This is a genomic window from Nostoc sp. FACHB-110, from assembly GCF_014697425.1.
GTDB lineage: Bacteria > Cyanobacteriota > Cyanobacteriia > Cyanobacteriales > Nostocaceae > Nostoc_B.
Genome location: NZ_JACJRU010000003.1, coordinates 336,638 through 349,731, shown reverse-complemented (window position 1 = coordinate 349,731; position 13,094 = coordinate 336,638). Strand labels below are relative to the sequence as shown.

At 41.9% G+C, this 13,094-nt stretch carries 8 protein-coding genes; 7 read left to right on the top strand and 1 reads right to left on the bottom strand.

Annotated features, from left to right (window positions below; genetic code table 11):
- The first annotated feature begins 184 nt into the window (after positions 1-184).
- The 5 genes from H6G69_RS05645 (at position 185) to H6G69_RS05625 (ending at position 9,891) form a co-directional block, all read left to right on the top strand.
- A complete protein-coding gene (locus H6G69_RS05645) occupies positions 185-1,717 on the top strand; it encodes a DUF11 domain-containing protein (RefSeq protein WP_190682874.1) in 1,533 nt (510 codons plus the stop codon).
- A gap of 3 nt (positions 1,718-1,720) precedes the next feature.
- Positions 1,721-5,494, top strand: a complete 3,774-nt coding sequence (locus tag H6G69_RS05640; protein WP_190682870.1) for a TonB-dependent receptor — start codon at positions 1,721-1,723, stop codon at positions 5,492-5,494.
- Between the two features lie 126 nt (positions 5,495-5,620).
- Entirely contained in the window at positions 5,621-5,863 is a 243-nt protein-coding gene (locus tag H6G69_RS05635; RefSeq protein WP_206757637.1) for a hypothetical protein, read from the top strand.
- Between the two features lie 9 nt (positions 5,864-5,872).
- Entirely contained in the window at positions 5,873-8,902 is a 3,030-nt protein-coding gene (locus tag H6G69_RS05630; RefSeq protein ID WP_242071982.1) for a lamin tail domain-containing protein, read from the top strand.
- Positions 8,903-8,994: 92 nt separating this feature from the next.
- Positions 8,995-9,891 carry a hypothetical protein gene (locus H6G69_RS05625; RefSeq protein WP_190682864.1) on the top strand — a complete coding sequence of 299 codons (897 nt, stop codon included), beginning with the start codon at positions 8,995-8,997 and terminating at the stop codon, positions 9,889-9,891.
- Between the two features lie 237 nt (positions 9,892-10,128).
- Here H6G69_RS05625 and H6G69_RS05620 read toward each other — a convergent pair whose 3' ends face one another.
- The gene (locus H6G69_RS05620) at positions 10,129-11,331 is read right to left on the bottom strand and encodes a phosphoglycerate kinase (RefSeq protein ID WP_190682861.1); all 1,203 of its coding nucleotides are present in this window, start codon (positions 11,329-11,331) and stop codon (positions 10,129-10,131) included.
- An 88-nt stretch (positions 11,332-11,419) separates the two neighbouring features.
- Here H6G69_RS05620 and H6G69_RS05615 point away from each other — a divergent pair, with 88 nt between their 5' ends.
- Together H6G69_RS05615 and H6G69_RS05610 are read left to right on the top strand one after the other, a co-directional pair.
- On the top strand, positions 11,420-11,827 hold the full coding sequence (locus H6G69_RS05615) for a universal stress protein (protein ID WP_190682858.1): 408 nt from the start codon (positions 11,420-11,422) through the stop codon (positions 11,825-11,827).
- A gap of 202 nt (positions 11,828-12,029) precedes the next feature.
- On the top strand, positions 12,030-13,037 hold the full coding sequence (locus H6G69_RS05610) for a mechanosensitive ion channel family protein (protein WP_190682855.1): 1,008 nt from the start codon (positions 12,030-12,032) through the stop codon (positions 13,035-13,037).
- The last annotated feature ends 57 nt before the right edge of the window (positions 13,038-13,094 follow it).

Genomic DNA, 13,094 nt, shown 5'->3' with positions numbered 1-13,094 from the left:
GAAGACTCGCTACCGCTTCGCTAACGGGTTCAGCAGTTGCTTCAAGTCGGGGAACCTGCCCAACGCACTGCTTCACCGCGATCGCTTTTATGCGTCCTTTGCGGTTCGTTTCTTCATAATTATTGCGTACGTCCTGAACAAAAATATAGTTATTTTTTAATCAAAATAAGGCTTTGCCGAGTCAATGAATGTAGCGAGTATTTCTCAAAAATCTCAGCAGATTCTTGCTAAGAGTAGCTGTTATCAAAGCTTGACAGCTACTATTGTGCTGAGTAGTTTGCTGACAATTAATTTTTCCTCAGCAACTACAGCCCAAACAGCTACAAATCGTAGTGCAATTAACTTAACTAACCAAGTTAACTATACTTATACCAACTCTGTTAACAATACTCTATATCAAGGAATTACTAATAGAATTCAATTAAATACCGATCCAACAATTAGTCAATCCGGTGAAGTATTGGGTTGTAGTGGTGCATTTATCTCTAATTATCAGGGATTTTCTCTTGGGCTTTATGAAGCTCAAACTAACGACCCAACAGGTGCAGAATTGGGTAATTTAGTTTCGTTAACTCAGACAGAATTACCTGATGTACCTAATAATGGAATTCCTGCCGGACAAGCACCTAATATTGAAAATGCCAATCCTTATTTTTTAACTAATAATCCCGCAGGAGCTTACAACTTTCTCCTCGACCCGAATCAAGGTCAAACTGCAACGGGTAAAACTTATATTTTAGTAATTAATCCGCCAGCAAATTCTCGTTATCAACAGCGGCGAATTAAGATTCAAATTATTGGTAGTGATAGCACAACAAATAACAAACTCAAGTATGTAGCGTCTTCTTTAGATGGACAACCTTTGAATAATACAGGAGCAACCAGAGTCGAAGACACATTATTTGAAGTTCCTAGTGCAGAAATCAGACGACGTACTTTGTTTGCGTTGTCAATGACAACCAATATGTGTCAAGCACAGCAGTTGCAAATTATTAAAACAGGCGATCGCGCCTCTGCGGAACCAGGAGATACAGTTATTTACCGCATTTCAATCAAAAATTTGGTTGATGTTAGTTTAAATAATGTGGTCGTTACAGATAATTTACCCCTAGGCTTCCACTTTATACCTAAGTCTGTACGGGGTGAGATAGATGGTCAGCCAGTGACTATCACCACCGATCATAACGGCAATACAGTTACCTTCCGCACAGATGCAAGCATCCCATCAGCGAAAGTTCTAAATATTGCCTACGCGGCTCAACTCACACCGGATGCATTGCGAGGAAATGGGCGTAATAGTGCGATCGCTAACGCCTTGAGAATTGACAACCGCTTCAGCACCAAAGATGGCCCAGCAACTCACCAATTAGTGATTCGTTCGGGGATTGTCGCTGACTGCGGCACAATTATCGGTCGCGTGTTTGAAGACAAAAACTTTGACGGCGAACAGCAAACTGGCGAACCAGGAATTCCCAATGCTGTAATTTTTCTCCAAGATGGTAATCGCATCACCACAGACCCAAATGGCTTATTTTCTGTTGCTAATGTTTTGCCTGGTAGCCATACAGGTGTCCTCGACCTCAGCAGCATTCCCGGCTATACCTTAGCTCCTAACCAAAAATTCCGCGAACGCAATAGTCAATCTCGCTGGGTGCGTTTAGAACCAGGCGGTTTGGTCAGAATGAATTTTGCTGTTACCCCCAGCAGGAGTAAATAAAGTATGAAACCTAAACTGCACGGTGCAACTACTTTTAATTTGAAACTGCTGGGTGCTTTAGCAGGTGCAATCAGCTTTGTTTGGTATCCGGCCGTAGTCAAAGCACAAGTATCTATTCCTGAGACCGAAAATAGTGTTCAGGATGATTTTTCTGTGCCTGCGGATGTGGATATTACCCCATCAGATAAGCCCTCTCAATTATTAGATGAACCTGCTGTGGACAAAGCCTCAGCAGCTGATGAACTAAATCCAGAAATTCCCGCAACACCAAACACTCAGTTTAGTGATGCTGTGTCCGATATTCACGAACTCAATGCTGTTGAGCCGATTTTAACAACAACAAATATCCAACCATTTCAACCAGCAGCAGATATTCAAATACCCAAAGGCTTACACAAAATTGCTGCATCTGTAGACAATGATGTTGTACCCACAACAAATATCCAACCATTTCAACCAATAGCAGATATTCAAATACCCAAAGGCTTACGCAAAATTGCTGCATCTGTAGACAATCAAGATAAACCTGCTGAAACCACAACTATCAAAATTTTGACACCAACGGCTAATAGTGTGGTGGATGTACCGGCTACTAGTGTCAGTGTGCAATTCTCCAATGGTGGCCAGATAGAATTGCGTGTCAATGACATATTAGTAGACTCATCGTTAGTGGGCAAAACCGAAACTGATAGTACAAACAATTTAGTCACGCAGACATGGTATGGTGTTTCGCTCAAAGAAGGTGAGAACTTCATCTCTGCACAAGAGGTCGGTAAACCAGAATCATCTGTTACAGTGCGAATAGTAGTGCGGAGTGCGCCCAAAAAACTCACATTAGAAACAGTGGAGGCGCGAATTCCGGCTGATGGACGTTCAACGGCTACTATTCGCGGTCAATTAATTGATGAAAATGGCAATCGCTCTAACCACAATGCCGTTGTGACAATCATACCGAGTGCAGGAGAATTAATTGGTCAAGACTTTAAACCAGATGAACCAGGATTTCAGGTAGAAGCCAAAGCGGGAGAGTTTACAGCCAAATTGCGATCGCCACTACAAGCGCAAACCGTGAGAATTCGCGCCATTGCCAATGATTTAGAAGCCTTTACCCAACTGCAATTTGAAACTGCATTGCGTCCCAGTTTATTGACTGGCGTTATCGATGTTCGTTTAGGTGCTAGAGGCACAGATTATTACGGTAGTTTTCGAGATTTTGTCCGTCCTGATAAAGATAGAAGTACCCAATTAGATTTTCACTCAGCGATATTTGCTACAGGTGCGTTGGGAGAATGGTTGTTTACAGGTGCATATAATAGTTCGCGCAACCTCAACGAAGATTGTAATTGCGATAACCGTCTATTTAGAACTTATCAATTTAGCGAACAAAACTATCCAGTCTATGGTGATAGCTCGAAAATCGATGTCGTCGCACCATCGATTGATAGTGTATTTGTGCGGTTTGAGCGAACCTCAAAAATTCCCCATACGGCTCCTGATTATTTCATGTGGGGTGACTACGATACAGAAGAATTTGCCCGGACATCCCAGCAATTTACCTCTATCACGCGTCAATTACACGGCTTTAAAACAAACTACAACTTTGGCAATCTGCAATTTACAGGTTTCTATGGCAACCATTTGCAAGGTTTTCAAAGAGATACTATTGCTCCTGATGGTACAAGTGGTTATTATTTCCTCTCGCGGCGATTATTAGTTAACGGTAGTGAAAATGTCTTTTTGGAATTAGAAGAACTAAATCGTCCCGGGACTGTATTAGAGCGCAAACAACTCAATCGTGGCCCAGACTATGAAATTGACTACGACAGAGGTACATTAATCTTTCGTGAACCGATTCTGCGTACCGATATAGATAGTACTGGACAAGTCTTAGTCAGACGTATTGTCGTTAGCTATCAATACGAAAGTCAAAACTCAGACAGCAATATTTATGCAGGTCGATTGCAATATAATTTCTCCCGTAACTTGAACCAAGAAAGTTGGTTAGGTGCAACTTTTGTCCAAGAAAATCAAGGTATACGAAATTTTCAGCTTTATGGTGCAGATGCGCTGATTTCGTTAGGTCGTAATCGCAGGTTAATAGCTGAATATGCCCATTCGGCGAATGATTCCGAACTGATGGGGAAAGTTAGTGGTGCGGCTTACCGCTTAGAAGCTGAAGGACAAATTACCACTACTATTCAAGGACGTGCTTATTATCGTTTTGCAGATACAGGTTTTGCGAATAACGCCACCGTTAGTTTTGTTCCTGGACAAACTCGCTATGGAGCGCAATTAACAGGTAGACTTTCTCCAACTACTAATATTCGGGCGCAATACGACCATGAAGATAATTTTGGGATTGCACCCCAACCTCTAGATACTTTTGAAGAACTATTTGCACCGCGTTCGGAAGCAACACCAGGCAATAAAGTTGATAACTCCTTAACCACAATTTCGGCGGGGATTCAACAACGCTTTGGTAAGGCTACGGTTGATGTTGATTGGATTCATCGCCATCGAGAAGATAGAATTCCCGCTACTGCTTTGACTAGTGACTCTCATCAATTGCGTTCTCGCCTTGCATTTCCCATTGCCAAAAACTTGACTTTCGCCGCGCAAAATGAACTTACACTCTCATCTAGTGCCGATACTGTTTATCCAGACCGTACAATCTTTGGCTTAAATTGGGCAGCTATGCCCGGTGTAAATGTCAGCCTGGCTCAACAGTTTTACAGTAGCGGTCAGTTGAGTGGTAATGCCATTACCAGCTTAAGTATCAATGGCGAACACAAACTAGGTACAGATACTACTTTGACCACTCGTTACTCAATTTTAGGAGGTGCTAATCAACTCACAACACAAGGAGCGATTGGTCTAAATAATCGTTGGACATTAGCTCCTGGGTTGCGGCTAAATCTGGCTTACGAACACGTATTTGGCAGCTTCTTTAACCGCACCGCTTCCGGACAACAATATGCCCAACCTTTTACAGTTGGTCAAGCGGCTTCATCTATTGGGTTTGAGAGTGGCGATAGCTACAGTGTGGGTTTAGAGTACAGTGATAACCCTGACTTTCAAGCGAGTGCGCGTTATGAGCATCGTACCTCTGCTAGTGGTTCTAATACAGTAATTTCCGCAGCAGCAACCGGGAAAATTTCCCGCTCCCTCACAGCCTTAGCCCGCTATCAACAGGCTAATTCTGCTAATCAAAAGCTCACTGGTTTAGGTGATACTGTCAACCTGAAATTAGGTTTGGCTTACCGTGACCCCAGTAACGACAAATTCAACGCTTTGTTACGTTATGAGTACCGAGAAAATCCGGCAGTTATTCCTGACACTATTCTCTTAGGCAGTGGGACAGGTTCTCAAGACCATACCTTCGCCTTAGAAGCTATTTATGCGCCTAATTGGAAGTGGGAGTTTTATGGCAAGTATGCTTTGCGTCATAGCACTTCATATCTAGCTAATGATTTGGCAGGGACTAGTACTGTGAATTTGGCGCAACTACGCGCGACTTACCGCTTGGGCTACAAAATGGATGTAGTCGGAGAAGCCCGTTGGATAGGACAATCCAATTACAGTGAAACTGGCTTTGTGATTGAAACTGGTTATTATTTATCGCCAAATCTGCGGTTAGCTGCTGGTTATGTCTTGGGTAATGTCGATGACCGTGATTTTTCGGGTACTCGTTCTGCTGGTGGCCCTTATTTGGGGTTAACCTTAAAACTCAACGAATTGTTTGATGGCTTTGGACAGCAGAAAATTCCACCACGGTAGGTAGAGACACGAAATTTCGCGTCTCTACCTACCGGAAAGAAATTCGGGATATTTGTACAACTATGACCCAAGCTAAATTTAAGGGTAAATACCGAGTAGAGTCTAGTCGTTTAGCCGATTACAATTGTGCAGCTAATGGTTGGTATTTTGTCACTGTTTGTACAAGCGATCGCACCCATTTTTTTGGGAATGTTAGTAACAGTCAAGTCCAATCATTCTAATTACACATACATTGATACCTACATCATCATGCCTAATCACGTACATGGCATTATTATTGACCAACCTAAGCAAATTAACGAAGATACCCCATCCCACAATTTAGAGACGTTGCAATGCAACGTCTCTTTGCTACGTACCAAATTATAAAAAATACTTATGAAAAGAAATATAAAAAACATACTATTTATTAGCCAACAAAAAACGACAAAAAATCTTTTTAATCTTCAGAGCAAACCACTAGTTAGCTTGGCTTTTTCATTGTGCGCCCTAGGTTTATGGATGCAACCAGTTCAAGCTGAAGGTAGTAGGAATTTGTACCCTAGTGGTGCAACTGGTTTTAGAGCTAACCTAGAATGGCGGGCTATCACATCAAGTAGGTATGGCCCTACTACTCCTGTAGATAATTCTCTGGCGCGTCGAACGTTGCTACAAGTTTATGCTAAAGCTGGAGAATATATACTTTTAGGTTCTAGTTCTGTTGGTTCTAATAATGGCGACATCTTCTTGTATGGCAACAAAACAGGTCGAATTGGAAATGAAACTTTGTCTAATCTGAAATTTCAATGCTCTACCCAAAGAAGCCAGACAGGAAATACTAATCAGGGCAAAATCAGTAGTCGTAACCAAGAATTAGCAGGGCCAGACACAATTACCAATACAACTAATGCAACACCAGGAAACCAAGTCACTTATAACGGAACTTCTGGCTATGTTCCTTGTTATTACCAAGTCCCTGCTGGAAGTGACGGGATTTACTATGTAGTTATCACTGGAAGTGACGGATTTAATGGTACTACTGATGGAAACCCTACAGAAAACATAGACTTAGGTAGTAACTTTGTAGATAAAACAGGAACTAGTGTAGCTGCCTGGGACGTAACAGTACGCAGCAGTCTAACTTCTACAACCGATATTAATGGGCGACTATTTGCCGACTACTTAGCACTATTTACAGGCGGTAATGGCAGACTTGTTGAATCTGTATTTTATCTTGTCACTAAAGATGGTTATCGATATAGAACTGCTCTCAATGGCTTAGATCCCAACGGATTTGTGATTTATGGTAATGACATTGGTTACTATGACAGTGATGGAAAAACGCCCCTATATCATGATGTTCTCGGCAATAGTGGTACACTGACAACTCTTCAAGGTGGAACTAATCTGGCCCTACCTAATCATGTCATTTTCTTCAGTGATCCTCAAACTAACTCTGGTGCAAATGATGCGATCGCAGCCCGTGGTATTCCTTTAGTAGCAGTACTTCCAGTAGTTAGTAATTCTAGCTTTGCGGGTACGGCTGGAAGTAATAATTCTAACCAAAACACAGGCGGAGTTTTTAAATTCGACACCAATGTATCAGGCAACTATGAAATTATCATCAGCAAAGATGGTAAGGATTTTGACCCGAGCAATGTCAATAACCGTGTGTTACGCGGCATCATGGCAACAACTGGCAGCCAAACTGTGACTTGGGATGGTAAGGATAATAGTGGTAACTTTTTCCCAGTAGGTACAGACTACCCGGTTAAAATTACAACTCATGCGGGAGAATATCACTTTCCGTTAATAGATGCTGAAAATAGTATTAACGGAGGGCCAAGCTTTACCCTCTTGAATGTGACTAATCCCTTGGGACAAAAAACAGGATTTTATGACGATCGCGGTTATCGTACATTGTCTGGGGTAAATGTGGGAACTGTGAATTCTGTGTTGTGTGGTCTGAATCCACCTTCTACACCTAACAGTAATCTGGTGACAGGATTTGATACCACTAGCACTCAAAGGGCCTTTGGTGCAAATCCTGGTAGTAACACTAATGGTTCTTGTACAGGCTCCTTTGGGGATGCTAAAGGATTAGATATTTGGACTTATGTACCTAGTACAGCAACTCTTACTTATTTAAATATTATCCCAGCAACTTCTCCCCAGGTTTCACCATTAGCAGGCAAAGTCATAATTAACGAAGTTCTCTACAGCGAAACAGGTACTACTGCTGATACTAATGATGAGTTTATTGAAATTTATAATACTTCTACATCGGCTGTAGATTTGAGTGGTGTGAGACTCACAGATAGTAATTTGATTGTTGGTAGTAGTGATGGTGCTGGCGGGTTTAGTTATACATTTCCTAGCGGTACAACCTTACAATCAGGGCAATATGCGGTAATTTGGCTGGGCAATAATCAACCCAAGCAACAAGCTACAGCAGCAGCTTTTCAAACTTGGTTGGGACTGACTCCTAAACTCAATAACTCTGGTGATGATGTTTGGTTGTACGATAACCAAAATCAAATTATCGATTATGTTGCCTATGGCGCGGGTAGTGAAGTTAATACGCCTCCGCCAACTTCTCTCAATATTTGGAATAACACTTATCAGTCCTCTTTAGCTGGTACAAGCAATGGTCAATCTATTAGCTTGACTCCAAATGGTCAAGATAGTAATAGTAGTGCTTGCTGGGAAGCTACTACTAGTGGGAATGCTAGCACGCGGTGTACAAATTACTTGCCAACTAGAGATACTGATACGGTTGGAAGCCGGATTACTAGCGTTGGTGAAAGTAATAATGGTGCTGCTACTAATGCCAAGCTTTTGCTAATTAAACGCATCACCCGCATTAATAGTCAAGATTTAACAGACATTGTAGATGGTCGTAGTGATGTTGCTACAAATGCTGCCAATTATGTACCAGAACCTTATGCTACTGATGATAGTGATAGCAAATGGCCTGTTAGCTATTTGCGTGGATTAATTAATGCTGGCACTGTAAAGCCTGGGGATGAGGTGGAATATACTATTTATTTTCTCTCCAAGGGGCCAAATAATGCGACCAATGTCAAATTTTGTGACTTAGTTCCTAGTAACACAACTTTTCTACCTACTGCTTTTAATGGTCTAACTCCCCGTGATGGTGGTTTACCAGGCGCAGATAGCGGTATTGCTTTGGCTGTTGGTTCTAGTACACCTACTGTGTATCTCAGCAACATAGCAGATTCAGACCGTGGAACTTTTTATGCAGCCAATGATTCAGCTACCCCTTCATATTGTGGTAATAACACTAATGGTGCTGTGGTTGTCAACGTCACCAGAAGCCCAGATTTACCAAATCTTCCGGCAGCAACTAATTCTGGTACGCCAGCGAGTTCTTACGGTTTTATTCGCTTCCGCGCCAAGGTTAAATAACAAAAAAAGTAGTAAGCGATCGCCATACCCATATACTCTGATGTTAGTTAGAGTATTGCCTCGATTCGCTGAAAAATTTAATTGCAGAGGGTATGGCAAAACCAATTCAAATTCTCTTACAGACTACTATTACTACCACTGAAGATGACTGGAACATTTTCCGTTTCTCCATGCTTCAGGAATATTTAGCATCGATTCAAGATGATGAGGGGAATTATTTATTTAAAGTTGTAGCACGCGATCGCACATCAGATGCAGAAGGTAATGATCCGATTTTAGGTAGCCTTGACCAATCTGATTTTGACGAACTTTGGTTATTTGCTCTAGATGTTGGTGACGGTTTAACCGCCAAAGATATTGCAGGAATTAATGCCTTTCGTCAACGCGGTGGCGGTATTTTAACCACCCGCGACCATCAAGATATGGGCTGTTCTATGTGCGATTTAATTGATATTGGCGAAATTCATTATTTCAATACTAAAAACCCCGACCCTGATGAATCTCGTTGGTGTCGAGATGACCCTTATACAACTTACATTTCTTGGCCTAACTATCATTCAGGCGCGAATGGCGACTATCAAAAAATCACTGTTATTGAACCAATTCACGAACTATTAAAAAATCCAAATTCACCTTCAGGCAAGATTGAATTTTTCCCTGCTCATCCGCACGAAGGTGGTATTGGTATACCTCCTAGCAATCCAAAAGCACAGGTAATTGCTTTAGGTAAAAGTTTAGTTACAAGTCGTGATTTTAATTTAATTGTCGCAGTTGACAATTATCAAGATGCAGACGGTAACATTTTAGGACGTACAGTAGCTACCTCCAGTTTTCACCATTTTGTTGATTACAACTGGGATATTACAAAAGGCTGTCCTAGTTTTGTGGATGAACCGCCAGGAGAGGGGATGAAAAACGAGCCACGCGCTTTAGAAGATATTAAAGTTTATGTGCGTAATCTGGCTTTGTGGCTAGCAAAAAAAGTATGAAGTCTGAAGTGTGAAGCCTGAAATTTATTTCTTCTGTCTTTTAGCTCCTGCCTCCTAGCTTGAAAGTGCTGAATGCTGAGTAAAATACCAGTCGTACTTTCATACTTGGTGATGAAACTTGTTGCATCGGGACTGCCTTGTGCCTTGTGCCTTTTTACACTAGCGTATTATCAAGATGAAGTATGAAGATGAAAGTATGAAATTTCACACTTCATACTTCACACTTCATACTTCTAATTACGCTTCATCTAAAGCCGCAATACCGGGCAGAACTTTGCCTTCGAGTAATTCTAAGCTTGCGCCGCCTCCAGTGGAGATATGGCTCATTTGATCAGCCAAACCGACTTTTTCTACAGCCGCAACAGAGTCACCACCACCGATAATAGTAGTTGTACCTGTTTTGCTAATATCTGCAAGAGTACGCGCGATCGCTTCTGTACCGACAGCAAATTTATCAAACTCAAACACGCCCATAGGCCCGTTCCAAATTACAGTCTTACAATCAGCCAAAGCTTCTTGGAAGACTTTCACAGAGTCAGGGCCAATATCCAAGCCCATACCATCAGCAGGGATATTCTCAATGCTGACGGTGGTTGCATTGGCATCGGGCGCAAATTTATCAGCCGAGACAATATCTGTAGGTAGCAAGAAGGTAACGCCTTTTTCTTTCGCCTTGGCTTCCAAAGATTTTGCTAATTCTAGCTTGTCTTCTTCTACCAAAGATTTACCAACATTCAAACCACGGGCTTTGTAGAAGGTGAAAATCATCCCACCGCCAATGATCAGTTTGTCGCACTTCTCGAGTAGAGTTTCGATAACGCCGATTTTGCTAGATACTTTGGAACCACCAACAATTGCAGCCAAAGGACGTTGAGGATTTTCAATTGCATTTTGTAGATATTGCAATTCCTTTTCCACCAAATATCCAGCCACAGAAGGACTCAGGAATTGAGTCACCCCTTCAGTAGAAGCATGGGCGCGGTGTGCAGTACCAAACGCATCATTTACATAAAAGTCAGCGTTTGCTGCTAATTTTTTGGCAAATTCTGGATCGTTCCCCTCTTCTTCTTTGTAAAAGCGGACATTTTCTAGTAAAAGCACTTGCCCATTTTGCAAAGCGCCAACTGCTTGAGCGACTTCATCACCGATAGAGTCATCCGTCTTGACAACTTCTTGACCCAATAACTCAGACAAACGCTTGGCCACTGGTGTTAAACGCAGTTTGTCGTCTACGCCTTTGGGACGACCAAAATGGCTTACCAGAATTACCTTAGCACCCTTGCTTGTTAAATCTTGGATGGTTGGCAGCGCAGCGCGGATACGAGTATCATCGGTAATGTTACCTTGATCATCAACAGGCACATTAAAGTCAACCCGCACTAAGGCACGTTTACCAGAAATCTCAGCCGCCGATAAACTTGCTAAACTTTTTTTGGACACAGCCAAACCCTCCTGATTGCCTTTTTGTTATCGTTTTGAAAGTATAACCATCAAGATTTTACCGGAGTCTGGGGTGCGGAGGAGAGATATGTTTAAGACAGTATTATTTCCAATCGATCAAAGTCGGGAAGCACGCGAAGCTGCTGATGTCGTGGTTAACGTCGTGCAGAAGTACGGTAGCCGCTTGGTATTGCTATCTGTGGTTGAGGAACCTAACGCAGAAGCACCAAGTACCGATCCAATGGTATCGCCAGAGGTAGTTGCTAAACTGCTAGAAAATGCTCAAGTCTTGTTTTCTCAGCAAGGCATTCAGTCTGAAGTTTTGGAACGACAGGGAAAACCTGCATTTACTATTTGTGATGTCGCTGATGAAATTGGGGCAGATTTAATTATTATGGGTTGTCGAGGGCTGGGTTTAACTGATGAGGGTGCAACTGATAGCGTGACAACACGGGTAATTAATCTTTCCCCTTGCCCGGTGTTAATCGTGCCTTAGTAGAGTTAAGCACTGAACAGGAAATTTTGAGTGTTGCAACTTCTAAATTCCTCAAAATCAGCATAAAGCATAAATAAAACTCTGAGTTTTCAGAGTTTTTATTTTTTCACCCTATTTATAGAGGAGAAAAACTCACTATGGATGGAATTAAATAACCAGCCTATTTTTTATCATCAGCGATGCTGATTAAAAAGCAAGTCGTATGAAAGCTGATATATCTGCACTCTGGAACCAAATCCAGGGAATGATTAATGGATTTATTGTCCTGCTGCCGAATATGGTGCTGGCATTGATTGTCTTTGCAATTTTCTTTTTTGTTGCTAGATCAATTAAAAAATTAGTCAAAAGATTAACACGCGATCGCCATCAAGCCCGCAATTTAGGTTTGGTATTGGGACGTTTGGCTCAAGGCACAACACTTTTGGTAGGGTTATTTATAGCTTTATCGATTGTGATCCCTACTTTTCGTGCAGGTGATTTAGTACAACTACTAGGAATTAGTGGTGTAGCAATTGGTTTTGCGTTTCGAGATATTTTACAAAACTTTTTGGCGGGAATTTTGATCCTCTTGACTGAACCTTTCCGCATCAATGACCAAATAATTTTTAAAGACTTTGAAGGAACTGTCGAAAATATCGAAACACGGGCGACAACACTCAGAACTTACGATGGTCGTCGCATTGTAATTCCTAACTCGGAATTATTTACTAATTCTGTAACAGTGAATACGGCTTTTGACAGTCGTCGGCTACAGTACGATGTGGGGATTGGTTACGGCGATGATATTGACCAAGCAAAGCAACTAATTCTAGAAGCAATCCAAAGCATTCCAGAAATATTACAAGACCCTGCGCCTGATGTGTTGGTCATGGAACTCGCTGAAAGCACTGTTAATATTCGCGTTCGCTGGTGGATTAAACCGCCTCGGCGTGCAGATGATCTGGCTTCGCGCGACAAGGTTCTGTCAAAAATTAAGCAGACTTTAGTCGCAAATGGCATAGATTTGCCCTTCCCGACTCAGCAAATTTTGTTCCATGACCAAACAGAAGAAACAGATGGAGATCGCTCCCATCAGCGTGAAGGATGGCCATCTGGGAAAAAAGCAGTACCAAAACCCCGCAGTATCAGTGATTCGCTACGGTTAGTGGCTCAAATGCGATCGCCCACAGATGGCAACGGTAAACTAGATTCTGCAACAGCTAATGAATAAAAATAAACATCAACTGCTGTATTAAATTTCCCGGGCAGAATTGCTTTACAACCACTG